Raw genomic sequence first — 17,068 nt, 5'->3', positions numbered from 1 at the left:
ATTATAGAAGAAAGACGTCGGAAACGCATGATGCGCCGACGTCTTTTTAATTCAATTTCTTTTTGATTTTTCGTGCAGTCGCATGTGTACGGTTCGTCAATCCTGTAGAGATACGGAATAATAGAATTCCGAGAAAAGCAGAAACAAAAATGTATATCCCGGTCAACGTCACGAATGCGCCACTAGCGAGCGTGATGAAAAGTATCGAAAATTCACCACGTGGACCCAAACAAAAGCCAGATTCGATCGCATGATAATTCGATAAACCAAAGGACCTTCCGCCGAGGTAACCGACTAAAAATTTAGAGACGACTCCCCAAATGACAAGAGCGAAGAAAAATAGATCAATCGGTAATCCGTCAGTCAATTCGAATGACATTCCGAATGTAATAAAGAACAATGGTAATAATAAGTCTTGGAACGGAGTGACTAGTCGTCTAAGATAACGCGTCTCATCCAGTTCGGTTAACAAAATACCGATGATGAAGGCACCAAGTACTTCGGATAGACCAAATAAGATTCCAATTCCAGAAAACAATAAGATCAAGCCGATGATTCCGATGCCGGCATCAGGATGACGGTAGAGGGAATCGACGAGACGTTTCCGTCTTCGGATGAACAACGTCATGATGATTAAAGCAATGAATAAGAAGGCGAACCCGAGAAAGATGATGCTGATTTTGGCAACCGAAAACGTCTCAGTCCCTAAAACGAACGGGGCCGTCGTCAGTAGGAGTGGTGCCATCAAATCTTCGAAAACGAGTAAGGACAGCACGAAGCGATTCACATCCTGATGTTTATCCGGTTCCCGATCGAGCAGCCGAGCAGAAATCGAAGAACTCGTCGCATATAAGACACAGCCAATCAAAAACGATTCGGCGACTGAAAAGCCAAACGATAGGGTCAATAGGATAGTCCCACCAAACGAAAGTAGAATATCAATGACTCCCGCTTTCCAAATGGAACGGAGCTGAATCAGCAAGTCCGCCACTGAAAATTTTAGACCGAGTAAAAAGAACAGGACGATGATGCCCGCTTCTCCCCCGAGTTTCAGCTCTTCGGGAGGGTCGTAATAGAATCCAAGGACGATTCCGATCAAGATGAAGGCCAGAATACTCGGGACGTGGAATCGTTCACTCAAGTAACTGATCGTAAACAAGCCGATGAGGATGAGACCGGCGTAAAAAAAAATTTCCATGGAGGATGTCCTCCTTTCTGTACCCTATACCCTAATTCGATGGCATTCATTAACTTGTTTCTCTCCTGAAGAACGGATACAGAAAAAAGCCTGGACACAAACTTCTTTTTAGAAGGTGAGTGTACAGGCTTTTAGATAATTATAAGACTTGAACGATCGTTCCCGAATACGCAGGGAGAGAGACATCAAGTGTCTGCTGGTGCGTGTTCGTCAATAAATCAAGCCCCCGACCAGCTTGTGGAGCGGTCAACGAAACGGGAGCATCTGAATTGTTGAAGTAGATATAATATAATCCTTCCGGGCTCATGCGACGCATGATGATTGTATTCGTCTCATCATTCGCATGAACGAAAGAGATATGTCCTTTGTTCGCAAGCGTCTTATGCTGCTTTCGAAGCTGTAACAAGTGTCGCGTATAGGCGAATAACTCCTGATCCTGCTCCTCTGGATCCCATGGCATGCATTTTCGGCAGCCTGGATCTTGATCGCCATCGAGACCGATTTCATCACCATAATAGATGACGGGACTACCCGAGAACGTCAACATCGATAACAAGAGAAGACGAAGCTTCTGTTTGTTATTGCCAGCGCGCGTCAACGCACGTGGTGTATCGTGTGAACCGATTAAATTAAAGGTCACTTCATTGACATTCATCGTGTTTGAGAACAATACATGTGACATATCATTCGCATACGAAGTTGCTTTAGTCTTATCTAAGGCAAAGAAGTTCAAGGCGGCATTCGTAAATGGATAGTTCATGACGGCGTCAAACTGGTCACCGAGCAACCATTCCTGTGAGTCATGCCAAATTTCACCAAGGATATACGCATCAGGATTGACTTCCTTGACGACTTGACGGAAATCACGCCAAAATGCGTGATCGACTTCGTTGGCGACGTCGAGTCGCCAGCCATCGATTCCGAATTCTTCGACCCAGTAGCGGGCGACATGGAGTAAGTATGACTTTACTTCATCGTTCTCGGTATTGAATTTCGGCATCTCAGGAACGAAAGCAAACGTATCGTAGTTCGGCAATGGTTCTGTCACGAGCGGGAAATCACGCAGGTGGAACCACTCTTTATAGGTGGAGTGACTACCATGTTCACGGATGTCAGCGAATGCTTTATGGTGGAAGCCGGCATGATTGAAAACGGCATCTAACATGATGCGAATCCCGTGTGCGTGTAACAGATCGACCATTTCCTTAAATTTCTCTTTCGTACCGAATTGTGGATCAATTTCTAAGTAATCGATTGTGTCATATTTATGATTCGATTTCGCCAAGAAGATGGGGCAGAAGTAAATACCAGTGATACCAAGCTCAACGAGATAATCGATGTGATCGATGACCCCTTGGAAATCTCCACCGAAAAGATTCGTCGTCGTTGGTGCTGTACTATTCCATGGAAGTGTACCAGCTGGATCATTCGTCGCATCGCCATTTGCAAAGCGATCTGGGAAGATTTGATACCAAACCGTATCCTGGACCCAATCTGGTGCAGTGAATACGTCGACTGCATTAAGGAAAGGAACGCAGAAATAGTAGCCTGTATCATCGAGCGGTTTTTCATCAAACCATCCACGTTCCGTGAATACATGACTCGTTGCACCGTCATGGAGACGGAAACCATATCGTAGACGACGGAAGGGAGGAACAACATCGATGAACCAATAATCGTATAACTCATCTGATCCACTTCGCTTCATCGGTGTTTCAAATGTATTCCAGTAGTTTGATTTCGAGGGATCGAAGTTCCAATCGGCAGCATCTGGATTTTCAGTATGCCAATCGTATGGATCGCCCCAAATCAAATCGACGCGATCAACGTCATTTTTTTTCGTTTGTAAACGGATGTGGATTGTTCGCTCATCGTACTTATAGACGAATGGAGACATCGCACGGTGAAACACAGCTTCTTTGAACATGGCAGTCACTCCTTAACGCAATCGCTTGCATCGTATTGATTATGTCTTCGACCTAAGAATAGTAAAGCGCTTTCTTAAAGTCAATTCCAATCCCGTGAAATCAAGGATTCCTGATAAAAGTCGAGAGTATGATGCAATCGTTTGCATCATGTAGTGCAAACTATAAAAATGAAAACGTTTTCTTTTTACACACTTATTCTCTTTAGCATTTGATTCAAATAATGAAATCAAAAATAAAAAGTTTTTGAAATGTAAGAAAATAATTGAATAAAAGGACTTGTCAAAAGGATTTTAGATTGTATAATAAAAATGTAAAGGTGATGCAAACGTTTTCATAAAACGCTTACAACCACTCGGTTGTTATCATGAGAAAATGGTTGTGCCTTTATGCAAACGTTGTGCATTAAAACTTATCATTCATAAGTTAACTTGGGGAGGAAATTTCAATCATGGAAATGAAAAAATTCGTAGCAGGTCTCTCTGTATCTGTCATGGCAATTGGTGCGCTTGCAGCATGTGGCGGTGGATCGGATTCTGAATCATCATCTTCAGATTCAGGCAGTAAAAAACCAAGCAAGATCGTCATCTGGGAAGACACTGAAAAAGCTGAAACGACTAAAGCGGCAGCTAAAGCGTTCGAAGAAAAAGAAGGCGTCAAAGTCGAAGTTAAAGAAGTCAAGATGACAGATCAGCAAAAGAAAGTAGCACTTGACGGACCAGCAGGTAAAGGGCCGGATATCATGCTTCTTCCACACGACCAAATCGGTACAGTCGTTGACCAAGGCTTGATCGCGGAACTCAAGGATGGCGAAAAAGCACTTGAGCCATTCATCGATACAGCGAAATCAGCAGTAACGTTTGATGGTAAAGTCTACGGATATCCGAAAGCAGTTGAAACACCCATCCTCCTTTTCAATAAAGATGAATTAAAAGAAGCACCAGCTTCAATGGATGATCTGTACAAGATCTCAACAGAGCAAAAGAAAGACGGCAAATACGGATTCCTCGCGCTTTGGGATAACTTCTACTTCGCACACGGTCCAATCGGTGGATACGGTGGTTATGTCTTCAAAGACAACGGTGGCAAATTGGATCCAGCAGATATCGGCTTGAACAATGAAGGTGCTGTCGAAGGTATGGATTACATCGGCAAGTGGTACAAAGAAGGTCTCTTCCCGAAAGGTCTCATCGGTGGTGGCGGTGGTCAAGCACTTGATCAACTCTTCGGCGATAAAAAAGCTGTTGCTGTCATGAACGGTCCATGGGCAGTTGCGAGCTATAAAGAAAAAGGCATCAATCTTGGAGCTTCAGCACTTCCGAAACTTCCAAACGGTGAGCCGATCAAAACATTCGTTGGTGTAAAAACATACGCGATTTCAGCATACTCGGAAAATGCAGAGTGGGCTGAGAAGTTCTTGGCATCACTCACAGGTGAAGAAAACGCTAAAGCAATGTTCGAAAAATACAATGAAATCCCACCAGTCACTGCTCTTCAAGAAGATGCAGCAATCAAGGATAACGAAGTCGCAGCAGCAGTCTTCGCACAATCGAAAAACGGTGTGCCAATGCCGAACATCGCTGAGATGGGTCAAGTTTGGGAACCAATGGCAGCAGCACTTCAGCTTGTTGCAACAAACAAACAAGACGCACAGAAATCAGCTGATGATGCTGTCAAACAAATCAAGCAACAAATCGAAGCTAACAATCAATAAGCGTAAATGGAACGCGTGAATCCATGACAAAGAGATAAAGAGAGGGGGATCTTGGATTCCCCCTCATCTTTATGGTTGGAAGAGAAGCCTGAGGTCAGACATGACCTTTGGAAAGGAGAACGGACGATGGCTGCGATTGCAACACCACACCCGACGAATCCAACGCCTGAAAAAAAGACGAACCACCGCACGATTGCGGCGCTGATGTCGATCATTCCAGGAGTGGGACAACTATACAATAAACAATTCCTTAAAGGCGCGACATTTTTTGTCGTCGTACTATCATATTTTCTCGTCAACTTTGAACTGTTCTTCAAAGGAGCCGGAAATGGTCCTGGCGATCGCGGAGCGATCTGGGGCTTGATTACACTCGGTGAGGTACCAGGCGTAAGGGGGGATCACTCGATCTTTCTAATGGTCGAGGGCATCATTGCCTTGATTTTACTTGTCTTTGGTATCGCCATTTACGTCTGGAACTTTATCGATGCGTATCGAATCGGTAAGTTGCGCGACATGAACCTCGAAGTACCTTCCTTGAAGATGCAACTACGGAACTTCCGCGATAATGGATTCCCGTACGCGATGTTGATTCCTTCATTAGTGCTTTTGGTGTTCACGGTCGTCTTACCGTTGATCTTTACTTTCTTGATTGCTTTTACGAACTATAAGTTCAACAACTCGCCTCCAGCGAAGTTGGTCGACTGGATCGGGATTCAAAACTTCTTGAATATCTTTACGGTTGATATTTTCCGCGATACATTCGTCAGCGTTCTTGGTTGGACGCTTGTCTGGACCGTCGCTTCGACGACAGGTGTCATCGCGATCGGTATCGGACTTGCAGTCTTGCTTAACCAAAAAGGACTCAAAGGAAAACGGTTCTTCCGTTCCATCTTGATCCTGTCATGGGCAGTACCAGCCTTCATTACAATCTTGATCTTCCGCTCGATGTTCAATGAGACATTCGGTGTTTTCAATACGACGTTATTACCAGCGATCGGTCTTACTGACGGTGTCGACTGGATGACAGATCCGACGTATACGAAGCTTGCCTTGATCGGGATTCAGTGGTGGTTAGGTTTCCCATACATCATGACACTGACGACGGGGATCTTGCAGTCGATACCAGAAGATCTTTATGAGGCAGCAACAATCGATGGAGCGACAGCAGGAGAGAAGTTCCGCTTGATCACATTGCCGATGATTCTTTTCGCAACAGCACCGATCTTGATTACGCAGTATACGTTCAACTTCAATAACTTCAATATCATCTATCTCTTCAACAACGGTGGACCGGCAGTACCGGGTCAATCGGCTGGTGGAACGGATATCTTGATTTCGTGGATTTACAAATTGTCGCTTGGCGCGAACCCGCAGTATGGATTCGCAGCAGCGATCACGCTTGTGTTGTCGTTCTTCATCATGACGATTGCCGTCATTCAGTTCAAGCGTTCAAAATCATTCAAAGATGAGGATATGATCTAATATGAGAAAACAAAACCGAATCAACATGGCGTTGTCATATCTCATTTTGACGATCGCCTCCATCATTATCGTTTATCCACTCCTTTGGGTTGTTGGGACTTCACTTAACCCAGGGAAAAGTATTACATCGGATATCTTCCCAAGTAATCCGACTTTGATTCACTACTTCGATTTGTTTGATCCATCAAAAACGGATTATGGCATGTGGTATTTAAACACAATCAAGATTGCCGTCATCACGATGGTCGTCTCCGTCGCTCTAATCACGTTAACAGGATACATTTTTTCACGCTATCGCTTCGTCGGTCGGAAAAATTCACTAATCTTGTTCCTTGTGTTGCAGATGGTACCGCAATTCGTTGCCATTATTGCGATTTATGTCTTGCTTAATATGTTAGAATTGTTTGATACGCATCTGGCGCTCATCCTACTCTACTCGGGTGGCGCGATTCCAATGAATACGTATCTTGCAAAAGGATATTTCGATACGATTCCAAAAGAACTCGATGAGGCGGCACGGATGGATGGTGCCGGTCACTTACGAATCTTCTGGCAAATCATCTTACCGCTCGCAAAACCGATGGTCGCCGTCATCGCGTTGTTCAACTTCATGGCACCATTCAACGACTTCATTTTAGCATCGCTCGTTCTGCGTTCTCCTGAGAAACAGACACTTGCGGTCGGGTTGTACAACATGGTGTCGGAGCAGTTCGACAATAACTTCACGTTATTTGCGGCAGGTGCCGTATTATCAGCAGTTCCAATCGTTCTTCTCTTCTTCGCATTCCAGCGCTTCTTCGTGTCTGGATTGACAGCAGGTGGAACAAAAGGATAATCATAAGGGGGAAATCAGCGGCATGAGACGAGGCATAATGCTTCTCCTCTTGCCGCTTCTCTTGTCTATCGGGCTTCAGCCGATGACGGGTGAAGCAGCAGGTTGGGAAAAAGAACGAATGTATTTCATCATGGTGGACCGGTTCGAGAATGGTGATCCGAGTAATGACCGAGAGGCGGATCCTGAAAATCCAAAAGCGTTTCAAGGTGGCGATTTAGCAGGCGTGACGAAACGTCTCGATTACATCAAGGAAAAGGGATTCACTTCGATTTGGTTAACGCCGATCTTTAAGAACCGTCCGAATGGTTATCATGGATACTGGACGGATGATTATTACGAGATTGATCCGCACTTCGGAACAAAAGAAGAGTTTAAACGTCTCGTTAAAGAAGCACATGACCGGGATATCAAGGTCGTCCTTGATCTTGTCGTCAATCATTTAGGACCAAATCATCCGATGGTGAAAGAAAAACCGGAGTGGTTCCATAAAAATCAACCAATCATGAACTGGAATAACCCGTCGGAAGTCGAGAATAACTGGCTGTTCGATTTACCGGACTTCAATACGGAAAATCCGGAAGTCGTCGATTATTTAGTTGATGTCGCGAACTACTGGGTCGATGAAACGGGTATAGACGGATACCGGCTCGATACGGTTCGCCATGTGCCAGCCTCATTTTGGGAAACGTTTATCCCAGCAGTCAAAGAAAAGCATCCGGACTTATTCTTGTTGGCTGAAGTATTCGATGGAGATCCGCGAAAAATCGCGTCCTATTCAAAATTAGGTTTTGATTCCGTGACGAACTTCCCGTTTTATTATGGAGTCAAGGATCAGTTTGCCCGCAAAAATGGTTCAGCGGAAGAGCTCGATTCAGTTTATAATCGAGATACTACGTTTAATCCGAATGCCAAGGGACTTGCAACCTTCATTGATAATCATGATGTCAAGCGCTTCATCACGGAAGCAAAGATTGGTGGAGCAGACGAAGAGGAACGGCAGCTTCGGTTGGCGCTGTTCGCACTCTATGCTGCCCCGGGGATGCCGATCGTCTACCAAGGAACAGAGGTAGCGATGCCAGGTGGCGAGGATCCTGGAAACCGGATGATGATGACATTTGATCAAAACAAGAAGATGCAACAGTACGTAAAAACGTTGAACGAGATGCGGCAGGACTACCCAGCGTTTGCAACAGGGAAGCAACGCTTGATCGCAAAAACCGATCATATGGCAGTCTACTCACGGGAGACGAAACAACAACAAGTCGTTTACGCGATCAATCTTGGAGAAAAAAAGACGAGCTTACGCGTGTCTGCGAAAGAAATCGGTGATGACCAGCGTTTAAGAGGACTTTTGTTCTCAGACTTGGTGCGTCAAGATGGTGACGCCTATGAGATCACGCTTGATGCAAATAGTGCGAACAGCTATGTCATCGAAAAGTCACAAGTAAACTGGTGGTCGATCATCGCAATTGGTGCGATCGCTCCGATTTTAGCGCTCATACTTCTTCTCGTTCACCGTAAACGCATGCAACGTCAGACAAAATAAAATACTTAACTAGGGGAAATGTGAGGTGAAGGGGATGCAGGTAACAATCAAGGATGTAGCACGGGAAGCGAATGTCGCACCCTCGACGGTATCACGCGTCATTGCGAATAGTTCACGCATCAGTCAAAAGACGAAGGAACGGGTGCGGCAGGCGATGGATGAGCTCGGATATTATCCGAACGTTCATGCTCGCAGTCTAGCGAATCGAACGACACAAGCGATTGGTCTCGTCATGCCAAGTGCTGCAACGAAAACGCTACAAAACCCGTTCTTTTCGGAGGTCATTCGAGGAATCAGTACAAAAGCGCATCAAAATGGATATTCGTTATATATGACGACAGGTGTCTCGGAAGAAGAAGTATATGAAGGTGTCGTGTCGATGGTTCAGGGCCGTCGTGTCGATGGTGTCGTCGTACTGTATTCCCGTACGGATGACAAAGTTGTTCAATTTCTGCAAGATTCGAAGTTTCCGTTCGTCGTCGTCGGAAAACCATTCAGTGATTCATCACATGTCACATATGTCGATACGGATAATTATCTAGCCGGTCGCGAAGTGACGAAGTACTTGCATCAACTTGGGCATGAGTGTATCGCATTCGTCGGAGGCGCACAGGACCTAGCTGTGACGCAAGAACGTGTCGGGGGTTACAAGACGGCTCTCATGGAAGAGGGTATTCCGATTCAAGAATCCTACATCGTCAGTGCACCATTCATGACGACAGGAGGCGCTGAGGCAGTCAAACGACTGATGTCGCTTGAACATCCGCCGACGGCCGTCGTCGTCAGTGACGATATGATGGCACTTGGTGTCATGAGTACACTGAATGAGATGGGGATCGGTGTGCCGGATCAAATGGCCGTCGTCAGTTTCAATAACTTGTTCATCGCAGAATTCTCAAGCCCGCCGTTGACTTCTGTTGAAATCAATATCTTTGGACTTGGTTTTGAAGCGACGAATTGTTTGATTGAACAAATCAATGAAGATGCGACCCCTTATGGGAAGCGCGTCATCGTGCCGCATTATCTCGTCGTCCGTCAGTCTTGTGGCGGAAAATCTGAAGCATGAAACGACAGTCTATTTTTAAGCCGATTGGTTTGAAAATAGACTTTTTTTGATTCAAATGGATATCGATTTCTAGTAAAAGGAAGCGGTTGCAGAAAAAGAAATTTATTTTCGTGCAAACGATTGCATTGATGCTTTTTATGTGTACAATAAAGAATGTATAGTATAGATGAAACGCTTACATGATCAGGGTGACCGACATGCGTAGCATAAAAAGGAGCGACTTGACGATGAAACGACTTTTTGAGGTCAATGAGTGGAAAATTACAGAGCTTGGTTTTCATCCAGAAGATAATCGATTGGCAGAATCGATGACATCGATCGGAAACGGTCATATGGGAATGCGCGGGACGTTTGAAGAAGAGTACACAGGGGACACGCATCAAGGCATGTATGTCGCAGGTGTTTACTATCCGGATAAGACACGTGTCGGCTGGTGGAAAAACGGTTATCCAGAGTACTTTGCGAAAGTACTCAATGCTGTCAATATCATGGGATTGAAAGTATCCGTCAACGGAAAAGCTGTTGATTTGAACACGTGGGAAGTCATCGACTTCAAACGCGAACTTGATATGCAACACGGTGTGTTGACACGGACGATGCTATTGAAGAATGGGGTAGAGGAAACGAAAGTCGAATCCAAGCGTTTCTTCTCGATCGTTGATAAAGAAATCGCTGCCTTGCAATATACGGTGACACCTGTCAATTTTGAAGCAGAAATCGTCATTGAATCGTATCTCGATGCAGATGTTGAAAATGAAGACTCGAACTATGACGAGAAGTTCTGGCTTCCTGTCGAACACGGAATTGAAGAACGGTTCGGTTATGTCACAGCAAAAACGAAAAAGCTCGATTGGCATGTGACGGCAGCGATGATCACGGATGTCGAAGGCGCACGATGTGAGGTCGTCGATGGCAATACGCAGTACGTCGCGAATCGTTTCACGAAACAAGCCGCAGTAGGTGAGGGTGTCACAGTCGAAAAATTCGTCGCACTCGTAACGAATCGCGACCATGAAATCGATGCGCTATTGGAGCAAGCGATGAAACGGGTTCACGTCGCATTCGAATCAGGCTTTGATACATTGCTTGCGACACATGAAGCAGCTTGGTTGCACCACTGGGAAGAAGCGGACGTGAAAATTGAAGGAGATGTCGAGGCACAGCAAGGGATTCGTTTCAACATCTTCCATATGTTCCAGACCTACACAGGTGAAGATTCACGCCTGAATATCGGACCAAAAGGATTCACGGGCGAGAAGTATGGTGGTGCGACGTATTGGGATACAGAAGCATATTGCTTAAACTTCTACCTTGCGACGTCGAAACCGGAAGTTGCTTGGAATTTACTCAAGTATCGTCACAATCAATTACCGCAAGCGAAAGAAAATGCGGATAAGAATGTCGGAATGAAGGGTGCACTTTATCCGATGGTAACGATGAACGGAGAAGAGTGCCACAACGAGTGGGAAATCACACATGAAGAAATTCACCGGAACGGTGCAATCGCGCATGCGATTTATAACTACACGAACTACACGGGAGACACGTCGTATCTCGGACAATACGGATTTGAAGTGTTAGTCGAGATTTCCCGCTACTGGGCAAGCCGTGTCAATTACGTGCCGCACAAGGATGTCTATATGATTCTTGGCGTGACGGGACCGAATGAATATGAGAACAACGTCAACAATAACTGGTATACGAATCTGATTGCGGCATGGTGTCTCGAATATACGCAGACCGTCCACCGTCATTTGGCACAAGAAGAACCAGAACGTTTGCAAGAACTTATGCATCAATTAGCGTTGACGGATGAGGAGCTGGCGAAGTGGGCAGATATCGACTCGAAGATGTATTATCCAAAAGATGAGGCAGCCCCTGGAATCTTCATGCAACAGGATGGCTTCATGGATAAGGAACAAATCTTGGTCGCTGACCTCGATCCAAAACATCTCCCGCTAAACCAGAATTGGTCATGGGACCGGATCCTTCGCTCTGTCTTCATTAAACAAGCAGATGTCTTACAAGGTCTTTACTTCTTGACGGATCGCTTCAGTGTAGAAGAGAAAAAAGCGAACTTCGATTTCTATGAACCACGCACGGTTCATGAATCGTCATTATCACCATGTATCTACTCAATCATTGCGGCGGAAGTCGGCTATGAGGAAAAAGCGGTCGAACTGTACCAACGTTCAGCACGACTTGACCTCGATAATTACAACAATGATACGGAAGACGGATTACACATCACGTCGATGGTTGGATCATGGATGTCGATCGTCCACGGGTTCGCTGGATTACGGGTGGCAAACGATACGTTATCCTTTAAGCCGATGTTGCCAAAAGGCTGGACGAGCTATACATTCCGGATGCAATGGCGCGGTCATCATATCCATGTCCATGTACAGCCAAATGCCGTCGAAATCGCTCAAACAGAAGGCGAAGCATTCAGCTTAAACGTTCATGGAACAACTGTAGAAGTTCCGGCGGGAGGACAGATTACAGTTCCTGCTTCGATGACAGTATAAGAGATTAAACAGAACCGATTTTTTAGTCGGTTCTTTTTTTGTGTGTAACAAGAATCAGGACACCTTTGTCACAAATGAAAACGCCATCATGAAAAAGAACATCAATCTTTGGAAATCTTGACTATCCGACGACATTTGAATGTGCTAAAGTGTTTCAAGATAGTTATGAATGAGAGGAGAACGGCGTGTGACAGCAGTAGTAAAGGAAAGTATGTTAAAAGTGATCGTGGCTTCGATTGGGGGATTCGTCATCGCCGTTGCCATGAACTGGTTTTTGATTCCGAGTGGTGTATATTCGACTGGATTTACAGGACTTGCCCAAATCTTGACGCAAGTCCTTCAAAATACAGCATTTGCGTTTGGTGAAAACGTCTGGTTCTTGGCGTTGAACATCCCTTTGATCGTGCTCGCATGGATCATGTTAGGTCGGAGTTTTACAATCATTACGTTGGTTTCGGTCTTGGCAACGACGATTTTTATTGGTCTTATTCCTCAATATGCTGTCATACCAGGTGATCAAACACTGAATGCAGTGTTTGGAGGGGTTTTGCTTGCGATCGGTACCGGTATCACGATTAAGTTCGGTGCTTCGACGGGTGGGTTTGATATCGTCGCCCTCATCTTTGCTCGTTTCTCCGATCGCAGTGTCGGCTTGTATCTGTTCGTCTTGAATTTTTTAATCGCATTATTAGCAGGAGCGTTGTTCGGTTGGTCGACTGCTTTATACACAATCGTCTTCATCTACGTGACGTCTAAGGTCGTCGATGAGATTCATACGAGCAATCAGCGTCTAACGATTTTCATCGTCACGAATCATGCGGATGACATCACGACGGCTTTGCATCAGCATATCATCCGAGGAATCACGCAAATTCCTTCGATTGGAACGTATTCGCGAGCTGAAAAAGCGACGTTGATGATGGTCATCGAGCGTCACGAATTGCGGGACATTGAACGAATTTGCCGGGAAGCGGACGAGACAGTCTTCATCAACGTCGTCGCAACGGACTCGGTCGTCGGATACTTCCGAAAAGGATAATGAAAAGAGGCTGACTCAAAAGTCAGCCTCTTTATCTGTTTTCATGCGAGCCCGAGGACGTGTTTCAAGTAATACGCGATCCCGTCATCCTCATTTCGCTTCGTCGTGCCGTTTGCCAGATGCTTCAGCGCGGGGATGGCATTACCCATCGCGACACCATGTCCAGCATACTCGATCATCTCTAAATCGTTTTCCTCATCACCGAAAGCAATGATTTGTTTAGAGTCAATTCCAAGGTGGTCGGCGATATGGGCAAGACCGACCGCTTTGCTTGTACCTTTTCGCATCACTTCGACCATGAATTCAGGTTTCACCCATTGACGATTGAGTACCGTCTCAGCATGGATACCAGATAGTTCGGAGCGGATCTCATCGACGTGTTCTCCTTTTGCGTGAATCAAAAGAGATGTTGGTTCATGCATAAGCACCTTTCGTAAATCTCCGGTCGTGACGGATAAGGCATGGTCGGTATAGAATTCGTAAATGCCAACCGGATCATATTGAAAATAGACATGATCCGTGACTTCGCAGACGATGTTTTGTGTTTTCGTCTCAGCGACAGATTCTAAAATATGTTGAACAGTTTTTAATGGAATCGGATGATGCTGAACTTCAAAGTGGATGTCTTGCGGGTGATGAACGAGACCACCGTTAAAGTTAACGATCGGTGTCGTTAAACCGAGCTGTTCGTAATATTTTCGAGCGTGACGAAATGGTCGTCCAGTTGCGATGACGACTTCGTGACCATTCGCACGCGCACGCTGGAGCGCAGCGATGTTCGCAGGGCTGATTGTCTTATCATCTTTTAAAAGGGTGCCGTCGAGATCGACAGCGATTAAGTGACGGGTCATGATGAAATCCTCCGCTTTCTTTTCGTTAATTCTACTGTAGCATATGAAGCGATTGTCCTTCGTATGAAACGATTAAGTTTTTCAAGGAAAAGAAAGCGCTTGAAATAATTAGAGAAAAGCTGTTGCTTGGATTAAAAAATGGTATACTACAAATCGTAGGATAACTCTATAGTACGTTATGGAAACGGAGGGGAAATCATGCGTTTTCTCGTTACATTCTTTTGGTCATTCTTACTCGTGAACACGGCTGTGTTCATCGTATCGGCAGTTGATGCAGTAACGTATAGCTTCGGATTCGCGACAGCTATGTCTGTCGTCACTTCACTTGTCGTCTTCGCACTCGATGCCGTCAATGAAGATTTAGGTCTTGGTCAAGGGACTAAGGCAGAATAAGGAAAAGCGAGATGTCGTCACTTGGGCGATAGGCTCGCTTTTTGTCTTAAGGAGGAATGAACGATGATCGTCATCGAACAGGTTCTGTGGCAAGAGATGCCGCAAAATGTCTACATCGCAGGGAATCAGATCATCGGAATCGGTTCCTACACCATAGATGAAGCACTGATCACGCAACGGATTGATGGTCGCAACAAACGGCTAGTCCCCGGATTCATCGACGGACACTTACATCCGATTGGTGGAGGTGGAGAAGGTGGATTTGCCACGCGAACGGCTCCGTTGACTGTTCGTGACATATTCGAAGGCGGTGTCACGACGGTCGTTGGATTACTCGGAACGGATGGTTGGACACGAACAGGAATTGACCTACTGGCACACGTACGGGGATATGCTCCATCTGGTATCCGTCCCTTTCTATTAAGCGGAAGTTATATGGTTCCGCCGGTCTTCCTGACGCAATCGACAGGACATGATATCGTCCTCATCAATGAAGTGATTGGTATCGGAGAGATTGCCATCAACGATCACCGATCGACACAACCGACGGCTCATGAACTCGCGCGATTAGCGTCAGAAGGCCGAATTGCCGGCATGGTCAAAGGCGTGTCGGGAACGATGAACGTCCATATCGGAGACGGGAAACAAGGGCTCGATCTATTACATGAAGTGATCGACACGACCGATCTACCGATTCAACAATTCCTTCCGACACATATCAATCGGAGTGAACGGATTTTTGAGGCAGGACTCGCCTGGGCGAAACGGGGAGGACGGATCGATTTTACGACGTGTACGACGGAAAGCTTCATTGCGGAAGGCGAGATTCCAGCAGGACAGGCTGTCGCCCGTGCTTTAGTAGCGGGAATTCCACTCGAGCAGATCACGATGTCGAGCGACGCTGGCGCAAGTCTTCCGGCATTTGATGAGGCAGGTCGATTAGTGCGAATTGATACAGGAAAACCCTCTTCCTTGATGCAAGCCGTACGCGATGCAGTGGAGCATGGTGTTACTTTTGATCAGGCAATCGCGACGATCACGCGATATGTCGCGGATGCATATGGTATACCGGGCGGGCGAATAGCGGTTGGAGAACGAGCGGATCTGTTACTGATTGATGACGCTTTGCAAATCGATACGATTCTTGCGAATGGTCATGCTATAATGGTTCAGAAAAAATGGCTAATACCAGAATGACGGAGGGATAGACGTGTCAAAGAAGTCGAAACGTAAAAACACGAAAAAACCGCAATCCAAGGCGAATTGGATTACAGCCGGAGTCATCGCCTTGATCGTATTGGTGGGAGGATTACTTCTCGTCTTCACGGATCGAGAAGATTCTGCATCGAAGAACGGCAACCTAACGGCTACACAAGTCGCAGATAAAGTAAAATCCGGTGATGAATTCTATACGTATTTCTATCAAACAGGTTGTTCTCACTGTGAAAAAGTAAAACCATATCTCGTCCCGCTTGGTGAAAAACAGGACATCCCATTCGAACAGATTGATCTTGCTGTCGAACAGTCGGCTTGGGACACGTTTGGCATCGAGGGTACACCGACGGTTGTTCATTTTAAGGATGGTAAGGAAGTCGGACGTGTAGCAGGAGAGCAAACGGAAGACAGCTATAAAGAGTTCTTCGCTGGAAAAGACGTAAAGGACTCAAAAGAAGAATCATCCGGTGATCTCAATGATTAAAAAATGGTTTTACTCTCGCGTGTTCGAATTAAATGGACACCCGCTTGTTGCCAAACAACTGAAACGTTTTGCGATGAGCCGTATCAGTCGTCCATTCATCCGTCCGTTCGTTCAGGCATACGATCTAAATATGACAGAAGCGACTCGGAATTTAGAAGCGTATTCGAGTTTACATGACGTTTTCATTCGTCATGTCAAACCGGAAATGCGACCGATTGATCAATCAGATGGCGCATTCGTCAGTCCGTGTGACGGTGTGCTATCCGTCGTTGACGACTTGACGGCTGATAGCCGATTTACTGTCAAAGGACAATCGTATACGGTATCTGAGTTACTCGGTTCCCATCACGAGGCACAGCAATACGTTGGTGGACGTGTGATGATCTTTTACTTAAGTCCGCAAAACTACCATCGTGTTCATGTGCCGATGGATGGAACAGTCCGGACGAGCTATACGCTCGGTCGCGATTCAGCACCAGTGAATGAGATCGGTCTCACACATGCGCTTCGTCCATTGACGCGGAACTACCGTCGTGTGACGCGCATCGTCCAAGGGAAACATGCGCTTGAACATGTCATGGTCGGCGCACTGAACGTTAACTCGATCGTTCGGACGAACGAGTCGAAGGACCTTCGTCGCGGGGATGAGTTTGGATACTTCTCATTCGGTTCGACGGTCGTCCTGATTTGTCCGAAAGACGCATTGACGTTAGACAGTCAGGCGATTGGACCAGTTTTAATGGGGCAGCGCCTCGGACAATGGCATTCATGAAAGCGAGGCGCCCGTTTTGG

At 45.9% G+C, this 17,068-nt stretch carries 14 protein-coding genes; 11 read left to right on the top strand and 3 right to left on the bottom strand.

The window, feature by feature from the left end; translation table 11 throughout:
• Window positions 1-46 precede the first annotated feature (46 nt).
• Together AYO36_RS10505 and AYO36_RS10500 are read right to left on the bottom strand one after the other, a co-directional pair.
• Entirely contained in the window at window positions 47-1,198 is a 1,152-nt protein-coding gene (locus tag AYO36_RS10505) for a cation:proton antiporter (protein ID WP_064300353.1), read from the bottom strand.
• A gap of 139 nt (window positions 1,199-1,337) precedes the next feature.
• Window positions 1,338-3,125: a glycoside hydrolase family 13 protein gene (locus AYO36_RS10500; RefSeq protein ID WP_064300352.1), complete on the bottom strand. Its 1,788-nt coding sequence runs from the start codon at window positions 3,123-3,125 to the stop codon at window positions 1,338-1,340.
• A 455-nt stretch (window positions 3,126-3,580) separates the two neighbouring features.
• Here AYO36_RS10500 and AYO36_RS10495 point away from each other — a divergent pair, with 455 nt between their 5' ends.
• The 7 genes from AYO36_RS10495 to AYO36_RS10465 all read left to right on the top strand — a co-directional run bounded on the left by AYO36_RS10495 (window position 3,581) and on the right by AYO36_RS10465 (window position 13,333).
• Window positions 3,581-4,837: an extracellular solute-binding protein gene (locus AYO36_RS10495; RefSeq protein WP_197484522.1), complete on the top strand. Its 1,257-nt coding sequence runs from the start codon at window positions 3,581-3,583 to the stop codon at window positions 4,835-4,837.
• Between the two features lie 126 nt (window positions 4,838-4,963).
• Entirely contained in the window at window positions 4,964-6,319 is a 1,356-nt protein-coding gene (locus tag AYO36_RS10490) for a carbohydrate ABC transporter permease (RefSeq protein ID WP_023467408.1), read from the top strand.
• Window position 6,320: 1 nt separating this feature from the next.
• Entirely contained in the window at window positions 6,321-7,154 is an 834-nt protein-coding gene (locus AYO36_RS10485; RefSeq protein ID WP_050677686.1) for a sugar ABC transporter permease, read from the top strand.
• Between the two features lie 22 nt (window positions 7,155-7,176).
• The gene (locus AYO36_RS10480; RefSeq protein WP_064300350.1) at window positions 7,177-8,700 is read left to right on the top strand and encodes an alpha-amylase family glycosyl hydrolase; all 1,524 of its coding nucleotides are present in this window, start codon (window positions 7,177-7,179) and stop codon (window positions 8,698-8,700) included.
• 34 nt (window positions 8,701-8,734) lie between these two features.
• Complete coding sequence (locus tag AYO36_RS10475; protein ID WP_035398727.1) at window positions 8,735-9,766, top strand: LacI family DNA-binding transcriptional regulator; 1,032 nt, start codon at window positions 8,735-8,737, stop codon at window positions 9,764-9,766.
• Between the two features lie 227 nt (window positions 9,767-9,993).
• The gene (locus AYO36_RS10470) at window positions 9,994-12,294 is read left to right on the top strand and encodes a glycoside hydrolase family 65 protein (RefSeq protein WP_064300349.1); all 2,301 of its coding nucleotides are present in this window, start codon (window positions 9,994-9,996) and stop codon (window positions 12,292-12,294) included.
• A 187-nt stretch (window positions 12,295-12,481) separates the two neighbouring features.
• Window positions 12,482-13,333, top strand: coding sequence for a YitT family protein (locus tag AYO36_RS10465; protein ID WP_023467413.1), 852 nt, complete (start codon window positions 12,482-12,484; stop codon window positions 13,331-13,333).
• A gap of 41 nt (window positions 13,334-13,374) precedes the next feature.
• Here AYO36_RS10465 and AYO36_RS10460 read toward each other — a convergent pair whose 3' ends face one another.
• Complete coding sequence (locus AYO36_RS10460) at window positions 13,375-14,184, bottom strand: Cof-type HAD-IIB family hydrolase (RefSeq protein WP_064300348.1); 810 nt, start codon at window positions 14,182-14,184, stop codon at window positions 13,375-13,377.
• Between the two features lie 198 nt (window positions 14,185-14,382).
• On the opposite strand from AYO36_RS10460, the gene AYO36_RS10455 reads away from it, so the two are divergent.
• The 4 genes from AYO36_RS10455 (at window position 14,383) to AYO36_RS10440 (ending at window position 17,048) form a co-directional block, all read left to right on the top strand.
• The gene (locus AYO36_RS10455) at window positions 14,383-14,577 is read left to right on the top strand and encodes a YjzD family protein (RefSeq protein ID WP_023467415.1); all 195 of its coding nucleotides are present in this window, start codon (window positions 14,383-14,385) and stop codon (window positions 14,575-14,577) included.
• A gap of 63 nt (window positions 14,578-14,640) precedes the next feature.
• Complete coding sequence (iadA, locus tag AYO36_RS10450; RefSeq protein WP_064300347.1) at window positions 14,641-15,774, top strand: beta-aspartyl-peptidase; 1,134 nt, start codon at window positions 14,641-14,643, stop codon at window positions 15,772-15,774.
• A gap of 13 nt (window positions 15,775-15,787) precedes the next feature.
• Entirely contained in the window at window positions 15,788-16,276 is a 489-nt protein-coding gene (locus tag AYO36_RS10445) for a thioredoxin family protein (protein ID WP_050677692.1), read from the top strand.
• Window positions 16,269-17,048 carry a phosphatidylserine decarboxylase gene (locus AYO36_RS10440; RefSeq protein WP_082874228.1) on the top strand — a complete coding sequence of 260 codons (780 nt, stop codon included), beginning with the start codon at window positions 16,269-16,271 and terminating at the stop codon, window positions 17,046-17,048. Before AYO36_RS10445 ends, AYO36_RS10440 begins: the two co-directional genes overlap by 8 nt.
• The last annotated feature ends 20 nt before the right edge of the window (window positions 17,049-17,068 follow it).

It is taken from the genome of Exiguobacterium sp. KKBO11, assembly GCF_001644945.1.
GTDB lineage: Bacteria > Bacillota > Bacilli > Exiguobacteriales > Exiguobacteriaceae > Exiguobacterium_A > Exiguobacterium_A abrahamii.
This window is presented reverse-complemented; position numbering and strand designations above follow the sequence as displayed.